At 56.3% G+C, this 23,036-nt stretch carries 24 protein-coding genes; 11 read left to right on the top strand and 13 right to left on the bottom strand.

Annotated elements, in window-relative coordinates; translation table 11 throughout:
• Positions 1-118 precede the first annotated feature (118 nt).
• On the top strand, positions 119-3,748 hold the full coding sequence (locus ACWHYZ_RS21275) for an SNF2-related protein (protein WP_447984668.1): 3,630 nt from the start codon (positions 119-121) through the stop codon (positions 3,746-3,748).
• 74 nt (positions 3,749-3,822) lie between these two features.
• Here ACWHYZ_RS21275 and ACWHYZ_RS21270 read toward each other — a convergent pair whose 3' ends face one another.
• Together ACWHYZ_RS21270 and ACWHYZ_RS21265 are read right to left on the bottom strand one after the other, a co-directional pair.
• The gene (locus ACWHYZ_RS21270) at positions 3,823-4,290 is read right to left on the bottom strand and encodes a YsnF/AvaK domain-containing protein (RefSeq protein ID WP_447984667.1); all 468 of its coding nucleotides are present in this window, start codon (positions 4,288-4,290) and stop codon (positions 3,823-3,825) included.
• Positions 4,287-4,664, bottom strand: a complete 378-nt coding sequence (locus ACWHYZ_RS21265) for a hypothetical protein (protein ID WP_447984666.1) — start codon at positions 4,662-4,664, stop codon at positions 4,287-4,289. Before ACWHYZ_RS21265 ends, ACWHYZ_RS21270 begins: the two co-directional genes overlap by 4 nt.
• 460 nt (positions 4,665-5,124) lie before the next feature.
• Here ACWHYZ_RS21265 and ACWHYZ_RS21260 point away from each other — a divergent pair, with 460 nt between their 5' ends.
• Entirely contained in the window at positions 5,125-5,844 is a 720-nt protein-coding gene (locus ACWHYZ_RS21260) for a YsnF/AvaK domain-containing protein (protein ID WP_447984665.1), read from the top strand.
• A gap of 583 nt (positions 5,845-6,427) precedes the next feature.
• On the opposite strand, the gene ACWHYZ_RS21255 is transcribed toward ACWHYZ_RS21260, so the two are convergent.
• Together ACWHYZ_RS21255 and ACWHYZ_RS21250 are read right to left on the bottom strand one after the other, a co-directional pair.
• On the bottom strand, positions 6,428-6,835 hold the full coding sequence (locus ACWHYZ_RS21255) for a hypothetical protein (protein ID WP_447984664.1): 408 nt from the start codon (positions 6,833-6,835) through the stop codon (positions 6,428-6,430).
• 164 nt (positions 6,836-6,999) lie between these two features.
• A complete protein-coding gene (locus tag ACWHYZ_RS21250; protein ID WP_447984663.1) occupies positions 7,000-7,341 on the bottom strand; it encodes a hypothetical protein in 342 nt (113 codons plus the stop codon).
• Positions 7,342-7,695: 354 nt separating this feature from the next.
• On the opposite strand from ACWHYZ_RS21250, the gene ACWHYZ_RS21245 reads away from it, so the two are divergent.
• From ACWHYZ_RS21245 to ACWHYZ_RS21225, 5 genes are all read left to right on the top strand, one after another.
• The gene (locus ACWHYZ_RS21245; protein WP_447984662.1) at positions 7,696-8,724 is read left to right on the top strand and encodes a hypothetical protein; all 1,029 of its coding nucleotides are present in this window, start codon (positions 7,696-7,698) and stop codon (positions 8,722-8,724) included.
• 10 nt (positions 8,725-8,734) lie between these two features.
• On the top strand, positions 8,735-9,424 hold the full coding sequence (locus ACWHYZ_RS21240) for a C39 family peptidase (protein WP_447984661.1): 690 nt from the start codon (positions 8,735-8,737) through the stop codon (positions 9,422-9,424).
• Between the two features lie 316 nt (positions 9,425-9,740).
• Positions 9,741-10,388 carry a response regulator gene (locus ACWHYZ_RS21235; protein WP_447984660.1) on the top strand — a complete coding sequence of 216 codons (648 nt, stop codon included), beginning with the start codon at positions 9,741-9,743 and terminating at the stop codon, positions 10,386-10,388.
• A 643-nt stretch (positions 10,389-11,031) separates the two neighbouring features.
• Complete coding sequence (locus ACWHYZ_RS21230; protein ID WP_447984659.1) at positions 11,032-11,592, top strand: YaeQ family protein; 561 nt, start codon at positions 11,032-11,034, stop codon at positions 11,590-11,592.
• A 14-nt stretch (positions 11,593-11,606) separates the two neighbouring features.
• The gene (locus tag ACWHYZ_RS21225; RefSeq protein ID WP_447984658.1) at positions 11,607-12,002 is read left to right on the top strand and encodes a translation initiation factor; all 396 of its coding nucleotides are present in this window, start codon (positions 11,607-11,609) and stop codon (positions 12,000-12,002) included.
• An 86-nt stretch (positions 12,003-12,088) separates the two neighbouring features.
• Here the strand turns inward: ACWHYZ_RS21225 and ACWHYZ_RS21220 are convergent, their stop codons facing one another.
• The 3 genes from ACWHYZ_RS21220 to ACWHYZ_RS21210 all read right to left on the bottom strand — a co-directional run bounded on the left by ACWHYZ_RS21220 (position 12,089) and on the right by ACWHYZ_RS21210 (position 13,724).
• Entirely contained in the window at positions 12,089-12,256 is a 168-nt protein-coding gene (locus ACWHYZ_RS21220; protein ID WP_447984657.1) for a hypothetical protein, read from the bottom strand.
• A complete protein-coding gene (locus tag ACWHYZ_RS21215; protein ID WP_447984656.1) occupies positions 12,246-12,992 on the bottom strand; it encodes a DsbA family oxidoreductase in 747 nt (248 codons plus the stop codon). Before ACWHYZ_RS21215 ends, ACWHYZ_RS21220 begins: the two co-directional genes overlap by 11 nt.
• Before the next feature lie 408 nt (positions 12,993-13,400).
• A complete protein-coding gene (locus ACWHYZ_RS21210) occupies positions 13,401-13,724 on the bottom strand; it encodes a hypothetical protein (protein WP_447984655.1) in 324 nt (107 codons plus the stop codon).
• Between the two features lie 425 nt (positions 13,725-14,149).
• Here ACWHYZ_RS21210 and ACWHYZ_RS21205 point away from each other — a divergent pair, with 425 nt between their 5' ends.
• The gene (locus ACWHYZ_RS21205; RefSeq protein ID WP_447984654.1) at positions 14,150-15,259 is read left to right on the top strand and encodes a hypothetical protein; all 1,110 of its coding nucleotides are present in this window, start codon (positions 14,150-14,152) and stop codon (positions 15,257-15,259) included.
• 526 nt (positions 15,260-15,785) lie between these two features.
• Positions 15,786-15,962 (top strand): hypothetical protein, encoded by a 177-nt coding sequence (locus tag ACWHYZ_RS21200; protein ID WP_447984653.1) that lies wholly within the window; start codon positions 15,786-15,788, stop codon positions 15,960-15,962.
• A gap of 141 nt (positions 15,963-16,103) precedes the next feature.
• On the opposite strand, the gene ACWHYZ_RS21195 is transcribed toward ACWHYZ_RS21200, so the two are convergent.
• Positions 16,104-18,308, bottom strand: a complete 2,205-nt coding sequence (locus ACWHYZ_RS21195; protein ID WP_447984652.1) for a hypothetical protein — start codon at positions 18,306-18,308, stop codon at positions 16,104-16,106.
• Positions 18,309-18,821: 513 nt separating this feature from the next.
• Between ACWHYZ_RS21195 and ACWHYZ_RS21190 the strand changes: the two genes are divergently transcribed.
• Both ACWHYZ_RS21190 and ACWHYZ_RS21185 read left to right on the top strand, forming a co-directional pair.
• A complete protein-coding gene (locus ACWHYZ_RS21190) occupies positions 18,822-19,286 on the top strand; it encodes a hypothetical protein (RefSeq protein ID WP_447984651.1) in 465 nt (154 codons plus the stop codon).
• 38 nt (positions 19,287-19,324) lie between these two features.
• Complete coding sequence (locus ACWHYZ_RS21185; RefSeq protein ID WP_447984650.1) at positions 19,325-19,699, top strand: YybH family protein; 375 nt, start codon at positions 19,325-19,327, stop codon at positions 19,697-19,699.
• Between the two features lie 89 nt (positions 19,700-19,788).
• Here the strand turns inward: ACWHYZ_RS21185 and ACWHYZ_RS21180 are convergent, their stop codons facing one another.
• From ACWHYZ_RS21180 to ACWHYZ_RS21160, 5 genes are all read right to left on the bottom strand, one after another.
• On the bottom strand, positions 19,789-20,130 hold the full coding sequence (locus ACWHYZ_RS21180) for a hypothetical protein (protein ID WP_447984649.1): 342 nt from the start codon (positions 20,128-20,130) through the stop codon (positions 19,789-19,791).
• Between the two features lie 205 nt (positions 20,131-20,335).
• Positions 20,336-20,602 (bottom strand): type II toxin-antitoxin system RelE family toxin, encoded by a 267-nt coding sequence (locus ACWHYZ_RS21175; protein WP_447984648.1) that lies wholly within the window; start codon positions 20,600-20,602, stop codon positions 20,336-20,338.
• 6 nt (positions 20,603-20,608) lie between these two features.
• Positions 20,609-20,812, bottom strand: a complete 204-nt coding sequence (locus tag ACWHYZ_RS21170; protein ID WP_447984647.1) for a hypothetical protein — start codon at positions 20,810-20,812, stop codon at positions 20,609-20,611.
• A gap of 237 nt (positions 20,813-21,049) precedes the next feature.
• A complete protein-coding gene (locus ACWHYZ_RS21165; RefSeq protein ID WP_447984646.1) occupies positions 21,050-22,093 on the bottom strand; it encodes a hypothetical protein in 1,044 nt (347 codons plus the stop codon).
• Between the two features lie 19 nt (positions 22,094-22,112).
• Positions 22,113-22,994, bottom strand: a complete 882-nt coding sequence (locus tag ACWHYZ_RS21160; RefSeq protein WP_447984645.1) for a DUF6345 domain-containing protein — start codon at positions 22,992-22,994, stop codon at positions 22,113-22,115.
• Positions 22,995-23,036: the final 42 nt, after the last annotated feature.

Below are 23,036 nucleotides of genomic sequence, written 5' to 3'. Positions count from 1 at the left end.
CAAATAGAAACTTGTCATCTTCTATCACTCTTCTCCACTGAATCGTTCCGCCATGAAGGCAATCAAGGTCTCGCTGCAGGTTGAAGGGTTTCACTGCCTCTCGTTATAGTGGTTGTCCATGCCCAGGAAGATGTGGTCCCATCGCATGCCGTTGATTGCGCCCGAGCCCCCTTCCGGGGTCGGTTCACGAACTTCTCCACTCCTCGCCGCGTTTCGCGCCGTTTCTCCTAATGAGTTCTATACGATGGCTCCGAAGGAGTCCGTCATCCGGGGATATGCCTACTATCGGCAAGAGCGGCTTCACCACTATGTGTGGAGTCCGGACGGCGCGACGCTGACGGCGTCGGTGCAGGGGCAGAGGCCTCGACCTTATGCCGTGAGCTTTTCCATCGAGAGTGGCTTCCTCACCGCGACGTGCGATTGTCCGGCCTGGGACCCCGACTCGCTCTGTAAACATGTCCTCTGCGCCTGCTTCACCACCAAAAATCTGTTGTCGCCTGATGCCTTTGGATTCACCCGGACTCAAGAGGCGCCACGCGAGACACTCAAGGGTGAGCTCCTCGGCGGTCCGCATCCGCGGGACGTGTCACCTGAAGCGGTGAGTGTGAAGACCGGCTTCGAAATCGTCATCGATGCGCGCCACCACGAGCCTTCGCTGTTTCTCCGCCGCGATGGGACGAAGGTCGGCTGGTCCTTCGGATGGGTGCCCAAGGGATCCGTGCCGTCCGAACTGACCCCTCTGCTCAATGCCTCTACGTTTGTGCGTGGGCATGGCGAGGATCCATTGCTCCGCTATCTGCGGCAGGACAAACATGCGTACCCCCTGATTGTGGAAACGCACCAGGAATCAATTCCTCTTCAATGGGAACCATCCGTGAAGTGCCTCTACAAGACCGCGCTGGACGTGAACCGAGATCAGGTCACGGCCCGTGCGGTCTGTCTGGCGGATGACCACGAACTGGAGCGTTTCGTGCGCTTCCGGTCATTCATTGTTGACCTGAATGGTGGACGACTATTGCGCTTGACAGACGAACAGGGATGGAACGTGTGGTTCGCGTTTCAACGCGGAATGGATAGCCGCCATCCGTTTCTTACCCCCGAGCGGACTATTAGTCAGGACATCCGCGCGGTGCTCTTGCCCGATGAGTCTGAGGCGAGCTTATGGCAAAGGCGGAGCGAGACTCGGGCCGTCACTTGCTCCTTGCGCGAATTTCAGGCCGTGCAAATCGACATCATGCAGGAGCACCTCGATCACGTGGCGGCCGATCTCATCTTGACGGTGGATGGCCGGATGCAGGCGTTTCCTCGTCGAAAGTCTGAACCGGACGCCGAGCAGCCGGCGTACCGACTGGTTCTGATTCCTCCATTGCCGTCCGACGGGGCGCCGGCCGCGCCATACACACTGCGAGCTGAGTGCCGGTGGGGGAGTCTCAGCATGGCGCCCAGCGTCTCCGTCTTCGGATTGTTCCCTCATGTGGAGCAGGCGTCTACGTTACCCACCGCATTCCGTGCCCGAAAACGCAAGACGGTTCTCTATGAAACCTTCTTCAAGTTGCTCTCAGTGCCAGATCCCCAGGAGCGGGACCGATGCATCAAGGTTGCATTGTATGAAGGCGATTTTAGAGCCCGTTCAGTCATGACTGATGCACAGCGCATTCTGCGGAATACGTGGCACACCTTCTCCCGTCAGGATGTGCGTCTCGGCATCCAGGCGGATCGCTGGGAGCTATGGCCGGTGAACAAGGCCCGTGAAGCCTTGCTGTATCGGATTCCGAGTGAAGTCCTCGGCCCGGAAATTTTTCGCGGCATGCAGCGCAGTGACGAAATGAAGGTCGATGCCGCGGTGTTGTTCAAGGGGCTGCCCCGGTTATTGGAAACACTGACCGCCGCGGGCATCCGCCTTCTCTACCAGGACAAGCCGATCCAGCGCTCCCATTGGGACTGCGGAGTGGAGGTAGCGCGTGAAGGTGGAGACGGGGCCGAGCCTTATCGAACAGAGATCGACTGGTTCGAGATCCGGCCGGAGATCCGGTGCGACGGCGTGGTCTTGGATGAAGCGGAGTGGCGGAGGGCCTTGGAGGAGGGTGGGGTCATCCAGACGGAGCGCGGTCTTCGCGTGCTGGATGATTCGACACTGGAACGCTTGCGTGCAATTGTCGGTCTCGCCCATCAGGCCTCATCGGCGCGCGAGGCAGCGCAAATTGTGCACATACCGCGGCTGCAAATTTTGGACTGGCTGCATCTGCGCAACCAGGGCATTACGGTGACGCTGCCCGCTGATGAGGAGGCCGTGCTGGCCCGGCTCGCGGGGTTCCAGCGGATCACGCCGCCGCCGCTCCCGCGCAGTCTGCACGCGACGCTGCGCCCCTATCAAGAGGACGGGTATGGCTGGCTTGCGTTTCTCCATGGACATCGGTTCGGCGCCTGTTTAGCCGACGACATGGGATTAGGCAAAACGCTCCAAGTGATCTGTCTGCTGGCCGCCATTAAGGAAAACCTCATCCAACAGCCTGCGCGAGGGCCCCATCTGGTCGTGGTGCCGACCAGTCTGCTGTTTAACTGGGAGCAGGAACTGGCGCGATTCGCGCCGGCCTTGAAGGTACGGGTCTATCGCGGCGAACGGGTGCTTGATGCCGAAAGCGGCGAAGTCGTGCTGACCACGTATGGGTTGGTTCGGCGGCACATTGAAGCGTTGGAACGGACGGCATTTCACGTCCTCGTGTTCGACGAGGCACAGGCCGTCAAAAACATTCACGCCGACACGACCAGCGCTGTCCGTCGTCTCAAAGGCAGCTTTACGATCACGATGACCGGTACGCCGCTCGAGAACCACCTGGGGGAATATTTTTCCGTAATCGATCTCTCTTTGCCCGGTCTCCTCGGAGACTATGATGACTTCAAGACGGAGTTGAAACGTATGCAGGGCGATGCCATGGACCGGCTCCTTCGCCGGACGCGGCCCTTCATCTTGAGGCGAACGAAAGCCCAGGTCCTCCACGACTTGCCGCCGAAGATCGAGAGCGAGGTGTTTCTCGATCTGACCGATCGGCAAAAGGCGCTCTACCGGCAGACGGTGGCCCAGATCCGCTCCACCATCGACGAGGCGTATCAGACAAGGACGGCGGCTCAGGCGCAGATTATCGCGCTCACCGCCATCCTCAAACTCCGCCAAATCTGTCTTTCGCCTCGTCTCTTGACGAAACGAGAAGAGGAGCCTTCGCCCAAGCTGAACTTCCTCATGGAGAAGCTGCCGATGCTGTTGGACGAGGGACACAGTGCCCTGGTCTTCTCGCAGTTCACCGAGTTTCTGGATATCGTGCAGGAAGCCTGTGACCGGCATGCCATTCCCTATCAGAGGCTGGATGGGTCCACGTCGCTGACGGCGCGCAAAGCCCGTGTGAGAGCCTTTCAGAGCGGCGAGCGCCCGGGGATCTTTCTCCTGAGCCTCAAGGCAGGAGGCCAGGGCCTGAACCTGACCAAAGCAACCTACGTCTTTCATCTCGACCCCTGGTGGAATCCGGCTGTCGAGAGCCAAGCCTCCGATCGCGCGCATCGCATTGGACAGCAGCGGACCGTCTCGATTGTGCGGCTGCTCATGCGCCATAGCATCGAGGAAAAGATGATTGCGCTCAAGCAGCAGAAACTCGATCTCTATGAGGCCGTCATGCGCGGGACCGTGCGGGGCGCCGGGCAGGGCGTGCTGACCAGAGCCGACTTCGACTTTTTGTTGTCGCCGGGCTCCGGCTAAATGCGATTATGGTTCAGTATGAAAAATGGGGCCGTTGAGCATGCGGAACAATCGGCCATCTAAGCACGGCATCCTCATTCCGAGGAGGCGTCGGTAGAGGTAGCCTGCCCAGGCTGGTCGCTTTGCGCTGGGACACGCTCCACGTGAACCTCTTCGGTTCGCAGCCGAACCGACTGACTCCTAGGAGTCGTAATCTGGCGCTTGGTGACGCGCAGCTCTTCCTTGAGCCGCAGCCGCGTCTCAATGACGGCGACCTCCTCCATCACCGGAATGATCATCGTGTCGCCTTCATAACGGATGGACGCCGGCTCTGCAATAAATCGATTCACAGATACCCGTTCAACCTCAATCTCCTCATGCATGGACGCTTGCTGGACGAGGACATCACGCTCCTGCACCGACTTTGTGATCTGGACCCGTCCGGTTTCTGTCTTTTGTAGACCGACCTGCAGCTCTTCCTGGACGACAGGAACGACAATAGGCTTTTCTGACGAGGCAGAGGGAGGTGTCGGGGTGCTGTTACTTGATTCTTCAGCCATCATGGTTGTGCCTGTCTGGATCGTTTCGACCCTATCTCGCGGCGCGCCCGCTCCCAACCATACCTGATCGCACCCCGGTACTGGTCCCAGGAGCCTTGATGATGTTCTTTCCAGGTCTGTTTAGCGTGTGGTTCAACCGCGCTCCAATCCGAGCTGCCGCCTCGCGGGTCTCGAGCTAGCTCATAACCGTAGCGATAGGCCGGCTCCACCTGTTCAAAATCGAGGCCCGCATTGGCATACACGGACTGATAATTCTCCCTGAAGTCTGACTCTGCGTCAGACGACCCGTAAAGACTGGCTCGTTCCGGGCCTGGCCTGGTCACTTCGACATCGGTGCTGCACATCGTATCCCGGATGGTTTCATTCCGCTGTTGCATGTCCTTCATCAGCGCGATAGCGCCAGGCACGCGCGCCGAGGTCGGGACCATGGAGGACGTAGATTCGGACAGCGGAGAAGTCAATATGAGGGACGCGATAATCAGGGTCAAAGTTTGGATTCCGTACCTGCATTCATATTGCTGCTCCATATATATCGATCTGGGGCTGAGTCTACATGCCCTTGCTTGCGGACGAGTATCCGGCATGTACTCCTTCCTTCGTCAGGGACCATTCGTATTGTTACCTCACAACCACTTGCGTGCCTTTGCTAGAGCATAACTCCATGAGGATAGCTGCGTCCGCACGCTGATCACGTCGCCCTGCCCCAAGAATGACATGACAACCCATACGCTGCTGATATGAAGTCTGGCTAGGCCACTATTAGACTGCATAGACTGTGAACAGACAGGAAGTGATCACGCATGAATGCTGAAATGGGCACACATAAAGGAGGCAACGATGGCCACTATCGTGATGGGTCTTTTTGATACGCAGCAAGAGGCAGCGAATGCTCGGGAAGCATTGAAGGCGTCCGGCATCCCGGCGACCGAAATGTCGATGACACAGCATGACGGCTCGGAGGCTGCCACCGAAGGTTCATCGGATGAGACATGGGGGGACCGGCTTAAGAGGATGTTCGGATCGGCCGTTCATCATGAAGACGTCCCGTACTACCATGAAGGGTTGAGGCGTGGTGGCACGCTGCTCACCGTACGGAGCGACGAGCGGAGGGAACAGGAAGTGGCCGGCATTTTCGCCGATCACAATGCGGTCGATATCGATACGCGGGCGGTTGAATGGAAGAGTGCTGGGTGGAAGCCCGACGAGTCGATCGCCATTCCGGTCGTCGAGGAGCAGCTGGCGATCGGCAAGCGTACCATTCGACGGGGGGGTGTGCGGGTCTACACTTCGGTGACCGAGACTCCGGTGGAGGAAGCCGTGACTCTCCGCGAAGAGCATGTGGAGGTCACGCGCCGGCCAGCGGACCGGGCCGCGACGGCATCGGATCTGATCTCGGAGAATCCTATTGAGTTGACGGAGACGGCGGAAGAGCCGGTCGTCAGCAAACAAGCGAAAGTCGTCGAAGAGGTCGTCGTCAATAAGACGGCGACGGAGCGGACTGAACATATTAAGGACACGGTCCGTCGCAAAGACGTCGATGTGAAGGAAGCGTCCTAGCGGTACTAAACGGAGCTCAGAGAGGAGCACGCCTGCTTAAGGGTGCGCTCCTCCACTTATCAGTACGAGTTGGCCGATTAGGATCTTGGCCACATGATACGCCTTCTCCCCGTCGCTCATCACTCTTTCCTGTGACCGCTGGATAAAGGCCCGCCCAATTGCATGCATTCAATTCAACCATAGCTCCAAGACGTCCACTCTACTGTTCGGTGTTCGACAATTGCCTCTGCTTCTTTTTCAGCTCAGTCATTTGACATAGGTGTCGGCAAGGAAAGTTGACTCTCGGGTGCCTGCAAACAATAGCGAGAGAAGGCGATGGAGGGTCGCGATCACCACCTTTCAATTCAGCTAGTGCAAAGGACGATGGAGACTGGACTGGCAAGGACTGATGCTGCTGCATGGCACCGAATGGAGTGGGATACATGCAGGCATTGACACGCTATATCTACCTGTAAGTAAATCTCGTCCCGGGGGTATCCATGCGACCTCTTGGCAGAGTTATAGGAGGCTCGCGAGCCCTTGGATCGAGACCAAAGAGCTGGCCTTCCTTTTTATAGGCGCTACCGTGCAGCATGGAGCACTATCATCTGCCGATTGAAATGCTGCTCGAGATATTGACTTGACTGCTCCCTGAGCTGCTAAAAGTCGTGACCGTGTTGCTTGCAAAACTGCTCGTACTTGTGATCGTGAGACTTCCAGGCTGAATGCTCACGACACAGGCCGGGGTACAGCTGATATCTACATTTCCGTTATTGGGCAAGAAGAACTCCCGCTGCCCTGCCACGGCAAATGTCCCGGCCTGACCTCCCTCCACATCGGCCAATTGTGAATCCGTCAGCTCTTCTCGTGCATCCACTCCATCTAGCGCATGGAAAGCACTTATATCTTGCCCTGATGCCGGAGTGGGGACGGAGAACAAAAACAATGCCATCGCAATGCCCATTCCGCATTCAGCTTTTTCAGCTTTGCGTTCGACCTTCAGTTGTCGCATCGTGACCTCCAGTCCAATCAGTCGTCCATGATTCTGCCTCGTCACACCGGATACGGATCATCGTTCTTCTTCTCGACAGTGCCGCCATAAACAAACTGAGTCCGGCACGCCCCTAGGTGCATGCCGGACTCATCTCTCACCAAAGGATGTGCAGCCCTTTTCGGTTATCGTGTAAAGGCGTTGGCCGTGGCCGTTTGGGTTACATTAATAGTTAGGGTCGAATGACCGGTAACCTTCACGTCATCAAGGCTGATCGCGCTTCTATTGGTCACGTCCTGGTCCACGCGGACGACAATATCCTTGTCATGGCCGTAGGCGTAGGCATGCCCATTCCCGTTACTGTCTTCATAGCCAGCTCCTTCAACGGCCGCGAGTTGGCCATCGGAGAGTTCGGAAACCGAGTTCAGCCCGGCTAGGGCACGAAAACCCTCGTTATCCGACGCGAATGCTGGTCCACCGACCATGGCGAGTGCTGCGACAAGTCCTGCTCCAAGTAATTTCTTCATGGTGCCTCCAAAGAGTTAATACGGTGAATGTCTGGGCTGCACAACCCACGTGATCAGCTGTCGCGACATTACTTGAATCAAACGTGTGCGCCAATCATGCAAGCTCGTACGTGTTCATCGAACATACTCTACCTGTATGGAACCGCCGGTTACGTTACTCTATTTCATTAGATCGGCGTAGCATCGATATCGGTGTCTGCGTAGTAACCGCATTGGTAGAAGTTTTCTCCACGTGTCCTCTCGTAACGTTCTCTACGATTGTCATTGGAATCATCAATGATATTTATATGTATATTCGAATACCCACTTACATACGTCTCTACAGATGTGGAAGGAATAGACTTAGGAGTCGAAATGTTAATGTTTCGCATTCGGCAGGGTTGTTGCCTCTTCATTGCACGGCAACATCTCGTGATTGTCATCGTGTTTGCTTTCAGCTGCTATGAAACACCACTGGTCTTCTCAGAGGAGCAAGCCAAAGGAACCGCCTCAAAACAGGTTGAGACGGACACGCAGGGAAGCCGCCAGAAGGAGGCGGAGGAAACGGAGCGTCTGACGGAATTGTTCTTAAGGCAGCAAAAGGTCTTTCTTCGCAAACGCGAACTCATGGTGGAATTTGATTCTTTTTACAGCAGGAATTCGCAGCAGCGCTTCGTTCAGATTTCGCCGACGCAAGTGAGTCTGGCCAAGCTCACGACGCGCCTGTTCGATGAAACGATCGTGCTGCGGTATGGGATTTTGACCGACGGCCTGGAGTTGGACGTCTCCGCGCCTGTCTTTGTACACGCGGAACAACATTCGGATTTTGGCGTCGCGAGTGCCACCTCGCAAGAAAACCGATTTGGTGATCTCAGTGCCGCCCTTCGGTATCAGGTCTGGTACGAGCGCGGTCTTCGTCCGAGCTTAACGTTGGATGTCGAGGGCAAATCGAGGACCGGAGGGACTGGTCTGGCAGGAACAGGCAATTGGAATGCAGGAGGAGGAATCACGCTGCTCAAGAGCATTGATCCCGTCGTGTTCTTTGGGCGCATCGGCTACACGCATAATTTCCCGTCGTCTACGCTGACACTTGGAGATAGCGTGGACTATCGCCTCGGCATGGGTTTCTCGCTCAATGATCGAGTCAGCTTTACCATTCAACTCGCCGGAGCGATCATTGCGCCTGGAGAACAGCGGCTCGTGGTGCCGGAAACCAGCCTCTCGGCTGGCCCCGGTCTGACTGCGGTGGGTATTGGAAGCCGGGAAATCATGAATTTGTTCTTTACCACCACTGTCCTCATCACCAAGCGATTCTTCATTGAGCCGGTCGTAGGCGTCGCGCTGACGGACCAAGCCTTTACCATTATCGGGATCCGGATTCCCTATCGATTTCCGGCGTTCTGAGGAAGTGAACATGAAGGCAGTTAGAACTGTACTGCTGCTTCTCGCTATCGGGATGTGCCCGGCGTGTGGGGCCTTTACCGGTCAGCCGGGCGAATGGGCGAGCAGCGACGAACCGGTGCGGCGCCATACGCTGAAGGAACTCCGTGATCTACACGTTATCAAGCAAGAGAAGGATTTTTCGTGCGGAGCCGCGGCGTTGGCCACGCTCATGATCTACTATTATGGCGAACAGACCTCTGAACAAGAAATTCTCACCATGTTGATGTCCCCCCTGACGGAGCAGGAGAAGGCGCGGAAGGCCGAAAGAGGGTTTTCCCTATTGGATCTGAAGCGAGTGGCGCTCGAGAAGGGGTTTCAGGCGGCCGGCTTTCGATTGACGATGTCACAGCTAGCCCGAGTCACGGCCCCGATTCTCATTTTTGTGGAGCCGTTCGGTTATAAGCATTTTGCTGTCCTGCGAGGGATAGACCGGGGACGTGTCTATGTCGCGGATCCAATGCGAGGCAATCTAAGGATGGCGATTGGTCGGTTCCTTGACGAGTGGCATGGCATCGTTTTCGTGTTGGGGAAGCCCGGCGAAGAAGAGGTCAAAGACTATCCACTCAAAGTCCCACACCCGGAATACATACAGCCGGAGCTTGCTCGCTTTAATTCATATATTGACCTTGGAATGATGACGCGGACCCTTCCGTTCCGCTGATGAATAGAGAATTGCCAGTAAACGTCCTAGCGTGAACGTTATGGCCTTAAAGATAAGAAGCCCTTCGGTCTTACAGTTCGGGACTTGAAGGCCAACATATGGCCTGAACATCTTCTACGTAGAGAGGGTGCTGGTCTAGAACGCGTGCGAAAGGAAAGGTGGAACGCATTTATGTGCGCCGCTTTAAAGACCACCACAGCCATGCGGGCAGTGTTTGACAAAGAATACGTATGTCGTGCGGTAAGGCCCATTCTTGCCGCGTTCGATGCAGTGACGTGTCTGGCATGGTCTGGCGCTAGCTACGCAGGGGAGTGTTATGACAAAAATTTTGATTGCCGACGACCACCCGTCTTTCAGGCGAGGGGTTCAAGAACATCTATTAGAGGGGTTGCCCGGAATATCGGTTGAAGAAGCGTCAAATGCAGAGGACATGCTGCATGTGGTCAAAAGGACAAAATGCGATTTGGTGACTATGGACATCACTATGCCGGGATTGTCCCCATTAGAGGCAACTCGGGCTATTCGAGAAATATGTCCATCGATCCGCATTCTTGTCTTGACCATGCATCCCGAGACTGAATACGGTCCTCGGATGCTACGGGCAGGAGCTCACGGGTATCTCAGCAAAAGCGCGTGTTGCTCAGACCTTATCATGGCGGTGAAAAAACTTTTGGCAGGCGGTCTCTATATCAGTCCTACGCTGGCTGAAAACCTCGTCACGAGTCTAAAGCCGGCGAATGACGCGGCTACGCATAAACAGCTTACCAATCGGGAGTATGAAGTGTTTAACCTTATTGCGAGGGGAAAGAGCGTCGGGCAGATCGCGAAGATCCTCCACTTGAGCGTTGCGACAGTGAGCACTTATCGGCGGCGTATCCTGGAGAAGCTCAACTTAGGAACCAACGCGGACATCGTCTGCTACGCGTACGAACTGGGATTGCTGCAGCCCTGGAGGAAACACTGAGCAGTCTATAAAGCCGGTGGAACTTAATAACGCGAATCTTCGGGATAGTGCGTTGGCGTTGTGATATGCATTGAGCCATAAGCCATAGGTTGTTGTATCTTGCTATCATTGAGATAGGCGAGCAAATGACGGCACTTCCTCTCACTTCACGGGAAGAAATGGTGCTCTCAGTGCTCAGCATGGAATGGAGCCGGTCCTCAACCTAGCAATGGATTTTAGGACCTGGTATCTTCCCCGCCTGAATTGCTCCATGTGATCAGAGTCTCCTGCAACGTCCGATTCTCGATTACCCCACTCGAAGTGGTATTGTCATCATCGGCGGGCACGTCTAGCGAGATACATCGTTTGCGGCCTCTGCCCAAGTCTATCTCTATGGCGATTATGGCAATTGAAGCATCTCGCCCTTCGCTATGATGGCCGCACCGTGACGACTCATACCAGGCTCTTAGAATCGCATCGCCCCATCATGTCTTTTGGAATTCTTCCGCGATGATGGTCCCGAGGCTCACGACAAAACTCCGATGAAGCTCATAGGCCGTTACAAAGTGCCATACCAGCGTAAGATTATCCCTGCGGCCCGCCACGGTCCGTTCGGGCTAGTGTTCAATTCATCCGAATCTAGGCAATAAGGAACCACGACTCTATGGCCTCTAATGCGACCATTTTCAAAGCGACACTGCAAATCGCCGATGTAGACCGCCACTACTACCAAGACCATGCGCTCACGCTGGCGCGCCATCCGTCCGAAACGGACGAGCGCATGATGGTCCGCCTGCTGGCCTTTGCGCTGCATGCACACGATAGTTTGTCGTTTGGCCGCGGACTGAGCACCGAAGATGAGCCCGATCTGTGGCAAAAGGATTTGACGGGCCTCATCGAGCTCTGGATCGAGGTAGGTCAGCGCGATGAGAAAGCCATTCGTCAGGCCTGTGGTCGCGCCAAACAGGTCTGCTTCTATACCTATGGCGGCCGCGGCGCGGATCAGTGGTGGAAGGACAACATGGCGGCACTCGAGCGGCTGTCTAATCTGACCGTGATGAATCTGCCCTTGGATGGGGTCCGTGCCTTAGCCACGCTGGCGCAACGAACCATGGAGTTACAATGCACGATTCAAGACGGGCACGTTTTGCTGGGGGACGGGAAGAACGCCGTGCACCTTGAGTTGACGACTTTGAAAAAAGCTTCCGTTCCATTCGGTCATTGAAACAGGGTAAGGATATGAAAGGAAAAAAACGCATTCCTACGACCGGTGAGCCGATCGTGTGGAACAGTCCGTTCGCGGTGCTGAAAAACGTGGAACTACCGCCGGGGCGCGAGGTGCGGCCTGATGCCGGGCCGTCTCAAGCACCATCCACGGTGCGAAAGAAGGACCGGGGGCGGGTCGATATCATACGCCAGACCGCGCACCGCGGGGGCAAGACCGTCACGGTCGTCACGGGGTTTCTCGGCATCAGCCTCACGGAGAAGGAGACACTCGCCAAAGAGATGCACAAAGCCTGCGGTGCCGGCGGCACGGTGAAGGAGGAACGGATCGAGATCCAGGGTGACAAGCGCACGGAAGTGGCCCGCATCCTCATCAAGGCCGGGTTTCGGCCGGTGTTTGCCGGCGGGTGAATCGTCTGGTCGGATGCGGCTCGATGATTCGATGAATCCGGGCCGGCCGCGCGCCCACCAATCGAAGGTTCCCCCCTGCTTCCTCCTCATGGTGAACAACGATCCCGGCCCCGCACGTCTCCATGAGGCCCAGCGATCCATTCGTAAATATCGACCTGTGCTCCGTTGCCATGGAGGGAAACCCCGGCACACAGGCCATCGATGGAACCGCCGTTGATCGCGACGCGGAGTGATTTCAAGGCGTCACTTTGCATGCGCAACCGCCTCGGTCAGGTGGGCCGCGATCACATCGGGCTTGCGGGAGCCAGAGAACAGTTCTTCGCCGTCGAGAATGAATGTCGGAACGACGCTGATGCCTTTCGACATCGCCATGCTCTCCTCCAGCCGGACCTCCTCCGCGCCCTCGTCGCTGGCTAGAAACGCGGCCGTTTTCGCTCGGTCGAGGCCGGCCGCAGTGGCTAGGTCGGCGAGGACCACAAGGTCACCGACGTCCCGGCCCTCCGTGAAGTAAGCCTTGAACAGGCTTTCGACGATCGCGTCTTGTACTCCTTTGCCCTGTGCAAACCAGATCAGGCGGTGCGCGTTGAGCGTATTCGGGGTGCGCTCCATGAGATCATGGCGGAAGGTGATGCCGGCCTGTTGCCCGGCCTGGGCAACCTGCGCGTCGAGCGCTAATGAATGTTCCCAGGAGCCGAACTTGCGGGATCGGTATTCGCGCCGGTCCATGCCTTCCTTCGGCATGCGGGGGTTCAGCTCGTAGGGGCGCCAGATGATGGCGTAGTCGCAGCAGTTCGGCATAAGATCGAAAGCCCTTTCGAGGTTCTTCTTGGCGACGAAACACCATGGGCAGATAACATCAGAAACGATGATCAGCTCATGCCGGACCGCCGACGCAGTCGCGACCGGTTTTTCCTCCTGATCAGGCTTTCTGGCTGTCGGGGCGCATCCATCAATGCCACAAACAGCACTGTGGTCGGGAAGGTTGCTCATGTGTGTGATCTCCTTTCTCTTCAGAATAGGTTCCAGGTCTCTATTTGGCAAGTGGTCACGTTATCATGTGCGCGGGGCAGCGATATGCCGGTCGATGACACCCGGCACGATGTAACCTCAGTAATCGTTTGCGGCCGTTGACCTCGAACTGAAGGAAATGGGACAGAATCAGGCTTAAAGGTTCTTTGAAGGATGCAGGTGGATACCATACTCTTTGCCAGAGGAGGCAAGACTCATGGTCTTATCGCTCGAATTGCAGCGGAGTTACCGCCGATGCTGGGATGTAGCTCGGCAGATGCAAGGCAAGGAGGACATCACATTTCCCCGCATGGGCTCTTTATTTTTTCGGACTTCAAATTCGGCAACGTGTTTGACGCGACCGAGTGGTAGTTCGGACCGATCGCCTTCCTATAGTTGGTCCCGGTTTCTGCTTAACAATCCCCAAAACTCCTGGCCCTCGTCTTGGTCCGTGTGCTTTCTCTCATAACGTACGGCTCCGGCACGAACAAGTATTTTGCGCAGCTCATTATCGGGGAAGGCCTCACCAAAACGACGTTGAATTACTGCAAACGACCGCTTTTTATACTGCGGCGATTCAAGAAGTTCGCGGACAACTTGTTCCGCCATAAATTCGGTCTTTTGTTTCATCCTTTCTATCGACAGGTTGGTTACGGCAGTTACGATTGCGGCGACGACACTCGATGTGATCAGCGAGATAAGAAATGTCTCCATGGTGCCCTCCTATTGAGCCAGCTACCACCTACGCATCGGTGTACCCGAGTGTGCAATACGACCTCAGCCGCTGCATTCTGTGACGTTCGCGAACCTTGTCGCGAACGGTTCCCGCAAATTATGACGTACAAGCGTTTTGCATGCTATGCAGGCACCTTTTCATGGGAAGAGGTTTCCCGGCATAGACGTATTGAGACGCTTTCTCTGCTTTAATGGCGAGTTTAACCTGCTCCACTTCACGAAGGACGACTGAACCTCAAATGGCATTCGCTATTCTTAAATCCCGCATTGCTTGTTGAAATACCATTCCTTGCCCAAGTCCAACGCTCATAGAAACTTAGAGGAGTTAGACTAAATACGATAAGTTAGCTAGTGTCTCTTGTACGAATTTGGAGCAGCGCAACCACTAACAGGACGGTTTACCCATGCTCAAAACGAGTTTGCAACTTTCCATATTTGCACTAACAGCGTTCATTAGCGGATGTATGTGCCAGAAATCCTCCGTTTCTCTCCCTACGATACAACCTCTTTCCGGGCTTCATGCTGCGTTGAAACCCTTGCCTGCCTGGGAGAGCTCTCAGGTATCTGAATTTGAACAATGCTCTGTGGAGCTAGGGCCGTACGTTCCAGCCCGTGGCAGTGAACCTCCTTCAGCGCATGAACCTACTCAAGAAATCATACTCAAGGTGAGGCATATAGAGAGCGTTGTCGCGCAGCATCTTCGTCAGGATGTGTCAGGAAGCCTTGAAAACTTTGTGAAAGCAATTGGGACACAGACGAATAAAGCAGAACTCGACTTCGCTGATCACCACAAGGCGTTTCTCGTCTTGGCAGAGGCGGCGCAGCAGCTTCAGCCATTACTGATCAATGATGAAGTTCTCCGGCGCACTCTAAAAGATCAAAAGCCATTCATAAGATTACTGGCCCTCTATCAGCGGGATTATTTCGGGTCCCCGGCGTTCAAAGGCCGAACGATGAGTGATCCTGGCACTGAGCAATTCCAACTTCTGTTGCAATCAGGAGGATTTGTAGACAGGAATGGCAATTCCATTGCCTTTCCGACCTGGTCACTGAATATCAGCCAGGCGGGCACTAATTTATCGCTTTCGTCCGCGACAGTTAATTCTGGTCGGATCAGTAGTGATCTCACACGGCTGTTCGTTGAGGCCTTTTTTGACTCTATCTTCTATGTGCCCGCACAGCCTCAATCATCTGCAGTAATTGATAAGTTGAAGTTGTTTCCGGAGCGCGACTATCCAACTTGGGATACTGTGAAATTTGAGGACGAGAAGGGCAGATTAGTGACATCCCTGGCAAGTGACAGCATCACCTTTACAGGTACACAGGCGGAGGCATTCGTCACTGCAGCTATGGGAAAGGCGATCCGAGGAGGGCTTATTTCGGGTCTCAACAACGAGACGCTTGCTGCCGCGGTTGAAACCGCCGCAGGGGTCACTGCCAAAAAACTTGTTGAGCATGAGGTGTACTGTTACTTTAAAGCCAGATACAAACATCTGGCTCCTGACAATAAATAGAACCCTTCTAAACAAAGAAGCTGAAAAAAAGTGCCGAGGCGGAAAGGGGGGGCACTCGTATCACGTGGCGCACAATTTACAATTGACGAGTGTCGCGTGACAGAACCCGCCGTGAAACATGAAAAGTGCGCCAGCTGATTGCGGCCGGCTGATCCTGCGCGTGCCCCGCGGTGCCGTTGATGGATACGGGCACTTGTCTGTGAATCAGCCACCGTGGCACCCGCCAAGGATTCGTCTCAGAATCCTTTGAACCCGTCCAATCGGTTTAATCTCACCCGACGTTCGAATTCATCAGCCCTCCCATGGCAAGCTTAGTGAAAGAGCTCAGGCTCCCCGAAGTGGTGTTGCATCTTCTTTGTCAGCCGACCTCTCGATTCGTTCCCGCCTGCGGGAGTACGTGAGGCTTTTGCGCTGATTGACTTCCTGCCCCGTCCCCCTGTACAGCTTGCGCCATATCAGTCGAATAAATGTTCGAGGATTGATCATGGCGTGTTCGCGGTTCGTCCACCACTGAGAGGCCACTATTATGAAGAACGTTGAGATGACCGTCGAAGGAACGATGCTGACGATCAAGGTCGATCTGTCAAAAGAGTTCGGGCCGTCTGCGTCGGGGAAGACGACCATCATCGCCTCGACGGAAGGTAATGTGACCATTCCGAACCGTGAGGAAAAAATCGGGCTGAACGTGTACCGGAAAAAATGAAGTAGCTCTTCTTGCGGCATGAGAGCGAACCGGTGTGACCAAAGCCGCCACGCGTCTGCGTGGCGGCTCCCTGACCTCTTCATCTTCTACGGATCTAGGCGGGCGTCGCAGGCGACGCCCGCCTTCTGACTCCTATCTGACTCAGCTTTTTGCGAGCACAAATGCCCGGGCTGCGCTGGCGTCATAGCCCAGCTCGCTGCTCCATCCGTCTGTTGCCATCGCATCGACATACAGGTTCTCGCTGAACCCGGCGACCGGGCAGCCGTCCACTGCGCAACCCACCGGTAGGTTGTCGTTCAGCATGTGGTCGACCGTCTGCGAGATCGGGCTGCTGCTGCCGGCGACAGGCGTCCACCCGCTGGACGGGTTTTCGATGACGCTGTTGATGCCGCGAATCACACTAAAGTGATATCGGGCAAAGCCATGCGGGTGCTTGGCGGTCCAGCCCATGGTGACCGAATCGGTGGGCTGGTAGTTGAGGACGCCGCAGCAGGGGTCGGCCGAGGCCGCGCCGATGGTGGGCGCGTCGATGGCCGCGAAGCAGCGGTTGTTATCCACGTGCAGTGTGACGACCATGCTGTTGCCGCTGACCAGGCTCAGCGTGGAAGCGTCTACCGTGTTAATGGTGCCGGATCCGTCCGGATCTGTCGGAACGGCGTAGACAATGCCGAGCGTCGAGATGTTGACCGGCTGCCCCTGCGCATCGAACAGATCGACCTTGATCTGATACTTGCCACTCGTATCCGTGCCCACTGTATTGCCGTTTGAGTCATAGCTCATCCCCGGCGCGATGTCCTGGCTCGGGAACTTTGCACTGGCGAAATGCTCCTTGATCTCGTTGATGTCCGGCGGCGCATCCCACACGCCGGCCGGGGCAACGGATGGGAATGGGATTTTGAACAGGTTCGGCACTTGATGGCCCATCCCGTCGTCAACAGCCACCGGGCCGAGCAACTCTGGCGTCCATGCCGGCATGTTGCCCGTCGGTGTGGCGACATCATGACGATAGTAGTGATGCACCTGGCCGGTGAGCGGCAGGAAGCTTCCGGCGCTGCCTTTCCGCCACGATAGTTGGTAATAGCGCACGCCGGCCGCTTCGAGATCGTTTGAAAACTCCAGGCGCGGGAGAAGCGTTCCGCCCCACGGCCCACCGTCTTGAGTGAGCCCCAGGTTTGCACTGGTCGTGCTCGCCGCCAGGTCGGTCGCGGTGCCGTAGATGTTGTTCATTCCGTGCCCGCCGATGGCGAGGAAGGCCACCCAGCGATTCTTGCCGGACGGGCCGACGACCGGAGGACATGGTGAACAGGTCTGGGCCCACGGGCTCGACGTAAAGAGGTTCACCTCACTGCCGCAGGCGTAATTCCACCATGTGTGGCACGCGATCGGTGTGGGGGCATAGATATACACGTCGAAGAAGCCGAACAGTTTTTGCTTGGCCTTGAAGTAGAGATCCGGCACATCGGGATTGTTGCAGCCCTTGAAAAAGAGCGTTTGGAAATGGCCGCACTCGTTCGTGTGGGCGGTGGCCACTCGCTGCATGGTGACGAAGCGCGGATAGAAGAGGCAGAGCAGCGGCCGGATGATTGCCGCATGATCGATCAGCGCTTTTTGGAATTGCAGCTTGCTGCCCACCTGGGCTGCAAAGCGAAGGTCGGAACTCTCCGACACTTGGCGTAACGCGCTCGCGGCGTTGGCGTCAATCTGATGCGGCCTCTCTGCGGTGACTTGAAGCATGGCGGCACGAGCGAAGGGCGCCGGGTCAGGACCGGGACCGAGCAGAGGACCAGGAAGAGGGGTCGGTTCAGGGAACGGCCGCGGATTGACAATGATGTCACGCAAGCGGTCGATGACGAGGTCGGGGAGTTTGGGGATGATGATCCAGAGAGGATCGACTTCGTAGACCTCCACGGTCGCGTTGCATACCGGATAGTTCACGTAGGAGCCGCCCACCAGCACGCGCTTGTTGAGATTGCCCTTCACGAAACACGCACTGAGCAGCCAGCACTTCCAGATAGGCGGCAAAATCGTCAGCTGTACGTCCTGACGCCGCTCCTTGGCGCTAATGCGGAGATGCTGCTCCTGCGCGCCGCGGCGGATGAGGTCGTTGAAGTCCGCTGCCTTGTCGTCGGTCTTGGGCCCGACCAGCACGCGCACTCTGGTCACTGTTGACGCGAGCGAGAGCGTGAGGGTCGCAGTTCCCTGTCCATCCATCGGCGCAGACGCCAGCAGCTTTCCTTCGGAGGAGAAGGCATAGGCTGCCGTTTCAGGCATCTTATCTGTTTTCGCAACATCGACTAGATTTGCTCGCACGTGAAGGTTAAAGGACGCGTTGTCTTCTTTCGGCATGGTGCTCTCCTGTGAATAAAGATTGATGAATGATACGGACCTGCAGGTCTCGCATTGCCTGCCCGGCTTCAGCAAGATCCAGTCCCAAGACAGAGAAGGAAGTGACTACGCTGTTGTGCAAGGCGTTTAGAAGGAATGAACCGAGGAGTCCGCACAGCAGAGATCGTACTGAGTTTATCTACCGTGATACACCCGCCGTATCGTCACGGATACAGCTTAGGAGATTGATGCATCAATGCTCAGAACATTTCTTTTCAAAGTACATAAATGAACGGACTCTGTTGCGGATGGTGGGCGAGGCTGTAGCAAGCGCTCATGAAAAAGAAAAGAAAAATGCGTGGATCCTTTGGCGTGGACCGAGGAGAAAAGACTCCGGCTATTGACAGCCCCGCTGCCATCTCCGTAGGGTCGTCACCATCGTTTCACATTGTTGGACCTGAAGCAGATGAGGAATCGAGTCAGTGTCTTGTCCGTGAACCTATGGTGGCCATTTAAGCCGGAGCCGGAGTTCACATGAGACCGGGTTCGTCCAAGTGTGCCGCCTTGGGAATCTTCCTGCTGCTGCTGCTCCTCGTCGGCTGCCGAAGCGATGTGCCTCAGCGGGCTACGGTGGAGGTGCGGTCGGTCGGGACGCGGGTGACTGTGACTCGGGTGGCATCCCATCCCTTCTTGGCCCGGTACAATCTCAAGATGCGGGTCGATGGCCCGAACGGTTGCAGGGCGAGCATGGATTTGTTTCCCGACACGGGGGGAGTCAGCCGCCGCAATCTCTATGGCACATCCACGGGGCTGCTCTATGTGATCGGACAGTACGATGCGCGCGTCATTGATCCGCGACGTTGCATCATCACGCTGAGCGAGTTTCGCTTTCTGGAGCCGCAGCGTTCGTTTCTCGGAAGTTTCGATGAGGATGGAGAGCGCGGATGGAAGTTTCTCTCCCGGGACGAGCGACCCGAACGGCCGTTTGAGCCATTATAATCTTCTTTGACCATCGTGAAAAAACGAAAGGAGTCCTTATGGGCGTTACCAATCCGGACAATCTGCATAAAGCATTTGAGACCGCCTTCAATTCGGCCAATGTTGAGGCGGTTCTGGCGCTCTATGAGCCAGAGGCCAGCCTCGTCCCGCAACCTGGAACGGTCGCACAGGGCCGTTCCTCCATCAAGCAAGCGCTGCAGCAGTTCTTAGCTGTACGGGGCACCATGCGTATCGAGACCGTCTACGTCATGAAACAAGGTGGCATCGCTCTCACACGTGGACAATGGCATCTAAATGGTAAGGACCCTCAGGGCCATCCGATTGAAATAAGTGGCAAGAGCGTCGAGGTCGCGCGGCAGCAACCGACTGGAGAATGGTTGCTTGCGATTGATCATCCATTTGGAGCGGATTAGCCATGGTGGAAAACAGGCTGATATGGATTGATGCACCGGCCTAGGAGTTTTTTTCAGCTGAGCCAGGCCGTTGGCCGAGCTGCTTCAAACTAATCCTCTGTTGGCTTCTGGGGGCTTAGGTGCGCGATCATCAGTTTCGCGTCACCGATCGGATCGGTGGTGAAGGGGACAGTGTGTTGTTGGGTTACTTTGGTGCTCAACCGTTCGGCCGCTTGCCGAATGGGAAGGGGGAAAGAGGCGTCCTGCTGAATCTGACGGAGATGTTCCATCGCATCCCCATGCCACCGTCGAAGAGGTAGACGCTCCATCCATGCCTCCGTCGCGCGGGCGACAGCCCGTCGAGCACAGACCCGCGCCTTGCCTTCGTTGCCTTCGTTCCGCGCCGCTTCGGCGGCGGCGAGTTCCTGTGTAATTAACAGCTCGTCAGGCACTGTTGGTACGGCCTCCATCAAAATGAATTATGTCTTTGTAACTCTCATAGGATGCTCAAAAAGGTCATCATTACACGCTCCCGCCCCGGCGCGCCAAGACGCGCCCCTTCCCGAGCAAGGCCGCAGATGAAGAAACAACCGGAGGCGTACCCTTGGGGATGCGTTGAGGATTGTTTCGAGCCGAGAACGCATCCGGTGGCATTTTTCAACATCCTGTAAGGTCCTTGCGATGGATGATGCCATGTACGGTCAGTACGTGTTCCTCGCAGTCGATCGAATAAAAGATACGCCAGTCGCCGACCGCGTACTTCGCCACGCCGGGTAAATCCGGTGCAATGGTCTCATGGCGGAGATTGGCGACGTTCGACGCCAACCATTTGGTTTTGTCGAACAGTCGTTGGGCCAAGTCTTTCTCGAGCGGCACCAGATCTGCCATGACGTCCGGCTTAAAGGCGAGGCGATACCATGGCATGGCGTGCTACCATCGCAATCCCAGTTGATCGGCCATTTCATCGCCCGTGACCCGCGTTTCCGACGCAAGCGAGTTCTTCAGGCGTGTCCGCACGGCGTCGCTCAACTGTAGCCCGAGATCGGGATCTCCTAACAGATCCCGGATCCGATCATCGACGAGGCCCTTCACCAGCTCTTTCAATTCGTCGAGAGACAGATCAGAAATTTGCATGTGAACCTCACGGTCGAGAAAATGGCCATCTGGTATCGAGTTGAAGCTTACGAGGTGGCATGATGGGATTGCAAGACGGTCCTGCCCTCCCAGGCGTGAACAGAGAAGACGATAAGTGAAACGGCTTGGGGATACATCGCGAGAGCCATGGCCCCGCGGCGAAACGGCCGTCGCCGCGGGGGCCTGCTCATCGCCTCCTTCAGTCCCGAGGCGGAGCAACGCTTGAAATCCTACACGTCAGCGCGTCTCCAGGGGCTCACGTTCGTTCCGTATCGGCGGCTCCTGCGTTTTGTCCTCACGCTCACGCGTCTGCTTTTGCATCTGCGCAACAGGCACCACCAGCTGATAGGGAGTCGGCTTGGCATAGACCGATACGATCACCGATGGAACAAACTGGGGCTCTTCATCGTCGGGACTCATTGGGGCATAGGCGAGATAGGCTTGAACTTTTAAATCGGCATCCGGATTCTGCCGCGCAATCTGTTCGGCAATCTGCTTGATTACGGATTGACGATCGAGCAGGGCCAATTCTTTCTTGAGTCGGAAAGTCGGCCAGACGGCTTGGAAGCGCTCGATAATGCCTTCGTTACTTACGGCTGCCATGACTCGGGAGTTGTAGATGGGAACATTGGCGATCGTTCGCGGGAACGCGACGATCCTCGCCATCTCGTACTGATCACGAATCTTTTCCGATCCAGCCGGTGCTCCCGCGGCCATTTGCGTATTGATTCGCGCGTCCGCGGCTTCCTCCAGCGGCATACCAAGCCTGCTCATGGCTTTCTCTACCACTTCCACGGCTCGCTTCTCTTCGATGGCTTTCGCCAGTCCTTTGGCGGAGTCCCAGGCCCGGCTGCGATTCAGGTATCGCACCTTTCCTGCTTGTGGCACCAGACGAATGCTGCGCTCCTTGTCGGCGACTTCCGTGATGCCGGGAGGCAGTTCATTGAGCTTGAACAGATCGTCACCCATCGCCTCTGCCACGCGTCGAAAGTCGAGCGTCGCCGTCCAATCCTGGCCGTCGCGGACGGTGAGCACGCCTTCGCTCCATTTGGGAAGCGCCCGGTCAATGAGAGACGAGAGGCGTTGCGTATCGACGTCCGGTCGTGAGTCGGACGGCGGCGGTGGTGTGGGACGAGGCTCCGGTCTTGTTGGTTGAGTGGTCGGTTGGGCCTCCCTCTCTGGAGGCGGCTGTCGGCTCGCGCATCCGTCAAGCGTCACCGTACAGAGGGCGAGGATGATCCACATGGCGGGGCGAGCGAAACACGTCATACCGAGCTTCATGGGCGCCTCCTTCACGACGTCACGAATTCGTATTGCTGTTGATCACATCTTCGTTGGCGGGGTCGCATCCCGAAATATAAATGACTCCCCAATAGCCGATGGCCCTCGGGTCGGACAGCACGTTGTCGTAGCGTTCCGATCCGATTCGACGCCACGTATCGTCGCTGTTTCGTCCGACGGCATAGGCGACGGGACATTGATCGTCGTTGCCGCTGATGTTGGGATGATACATGTTGTCCAACCAGGCATTCGCAATCGTCGTGCTGAATCCGTCTGCAGCGAAATCGGAATAATCGTCGACGAGTCCCGAGCCGATCCACATCAAGCCATGAAATCCGTCGACCTGATGAACACCCCGGAACGCCTGCCACCACGTCGACCATTGGTTGTCATCCATGCTCTGGCACGAGGACAGATGCAGGAACTCAAGATCGCTATTGCCCAACAGCATCTCGTCCCGTCTGAGGTTACAATCTCCGGCGCCTCTCTCATCGACCCGCATGCTGCCGACGTAGATATTGCCGCTCTCAGACCCATGCCATGCCACCAACACGGCATCGCCTTCATCCAAATGGGCGGTATCATTGCCCCAGCTCACCACTGATGCATCGGCGAATTGGCTGTTGACGATGTTGCCGTTGACCTGCCGACCGTCCCGGCGATAAGCCTCCTCACAGTGCCCACCGAAACAAAAACCGAAGATCTTCACTCCCACGCGCGTGATCTCGTTGTACCAGGCATCCGCCATGTTATCCCACCAGTCGCGGGTGGCTCCGGAGCAGCCCGCATCCCAGGTGGTGACCGCGTACATCTTTGCTTCATAGATGCTTTGCGCCCCTCCGATTACGGGGGTGAGGACAGTCAACATGCCGACGAGCATTAAAAAGACTTTGGAGTACATGGATTCCTCCTTCATCGTGAGGTCGATACGTATTAGCGATAG

The organism is Nitrospira sp. Nam74, assembly GCF_965152615.1.
This window is presented reverse-complemented; position numbering and strand designations above follow the sequence as displayed.

Coding starts and splice junctions, on each gene's coding strand:
- ACWHYZ_RS21275 (WP_447984668.1), top strand. CDS start 119: ATGCCCAGGAAGATGTGGTCCCATCGCATGCCGTTGATTGCGCCCGAG.
- ACWHYZ_RS21225 (WP_447984658.1), top strand. CDS start 11,607: ATGAAAGGAAAAAAACGCATTCCTACGACCGGTGAGCCGATCGTGTGG.
- ACWHYZ_RS21210 (WP_447984655.1), bottom strand. CDS start 13,724: ATGGAGACATTTCTTATCTCGCTGATCACATCGAGTGTCGTCGCCGCA.
- ACWHYZ_RS21260 (WP_447984665.1), top strand. CDS start 5,125: ATGGCCACTATCGTGATGGGTCTTTTTGATACGCAGCAAGAGGCAGCG.
- ACWHYZ_RS21160 (WP_447984645.1), bottom strand. CDS start 22,994: ATGTACTCCAAAGTCTTTTTAATGCTCGTCGGCATGTTGACTGTCCTC.
- ACWHYZ_RS21240 (WP_447984661.1), top strand. CDS start 8,735: ATGAAGGCAGTTAGAACTGTACTGCTGCTTCTCGCTATCGGGATGTGC.
- ACWHYZ_RS21190 (WP_447984651.1), top strand. CDS start 18,822: ATGAGACCGGGTTCGTCCAAGTGTGCCGCCTTGGGAATCTTCCTGCTG.
- ACWHYZ_RS21200 (WP_447984653.1), top strand. CDS start 15,786: ATGAAGAACGTTGAGATGACCGTCGAAGGAACGATGCTGACGATCAAG.
- ACWHYZ_RS21245 (WP_447984662.1), top strand. CDS start 7,696: ATGTTAATGTTTCGCATTCGGCAGGGTTGTTGCCTCTTCATTGCACGG.
- ACWHYZ_RS21185 (WP_447984650.1), top strand. CDS start 19,325: ATGGGCGTTACCAATCCGGACAATCTGCATAAAGCATTTGAGACCGCC.
- ACWHYZ_RS21165 (WP_447984646.1), bottom strand. CDS start 22,093: ATGAAGCTCGGTATGACGTGTTTCGCTCGCCCCGCCATGTGGATCATC.
- ACWHYZ_RS21235 (WP_447984660.1), top strand. CDS start 9,741: ATGACAAAAATTTTGATTGCCGACGACCACCCGTCTTTCAGGCGAGGG.
- ACWHYZ_RS21230 (WP_447984659.1), top strand. CDS start 11,032: ATGGCCTCTAATGCGACCATTTTCAAAGCGACACTGCAAATCGCCGAT.
- ACWHYZ_RS21255 (WP_447984664.1), bottom strand. CDS start 6,835: ATGCGACAACTGAAGGTCGAACGCAAAGCTGAAAAAGCTGAATGCGGA.
- ACWHYZ_RS21170 (WP_447984647.1), bottom strand. CDS start 20,812: ATGCAAATTTCTGATCTGTCTCTCGACGAATTGAAAGAGCTGGTGAAG.
- ACWHYZ_RS21215 (WP_447984656.1), bottom strand. CDS start 12,992: ATGAGCAACCTTCCCGACCACAGTGCTGTTTGTGGCATTGATGGATGC.
- ACWHYZ_RS21220 (WP_447984657.1), bottom strand. CDS start 12,256: ATGCAAAGTGACGCCTTGAAATCACTCCGCGTCGCGATCAACGGCGGT.
- ACWHYZ_RS21250 (WP_447984663.1), bottom strand. CDS start 7,341: ATGAAGAAATTACTTGGAGCAGGACTTGTCGCAGCACTCGCCATGGTC.
- ACWHYZ_RS21175 (WP_447984648.1), bottom strand. CDS start 20,602: ATGCCATGGTATCGCCTCGCCTTTAAGCCGGACGTCATGGCAGATCTG.
- ACWHYZ_RS21270 (WP_447984667.1), bottom strand. CDS start 4,290: ATGATGGCTGAAGAATCAAGTAACAGCACCCCGACACCTCCCTCTGCC.
- ACWHYZ_RS21265 (WP_447984666.1), bottom strand. CDS start 4,664: ATGCAACAGCGGAATGAAACCATCCGGGATACGATGTGCAGCACCGAT.
- ACWHYZ_RS21205 (WP_447984654.1), top strand. CDS start 14,150: ATGCTCAAAACGAGTTTGCAACTTTCCATATTTGCACTAACAGCGTTC.
- ACWHYZ_RS21195 (WP_447984652.1), bottom strand. CDS start 18,308: ATGCCGAAAGAAGACAACGCGTCCTTTAACCTTCACGTGCGAGCAAAT.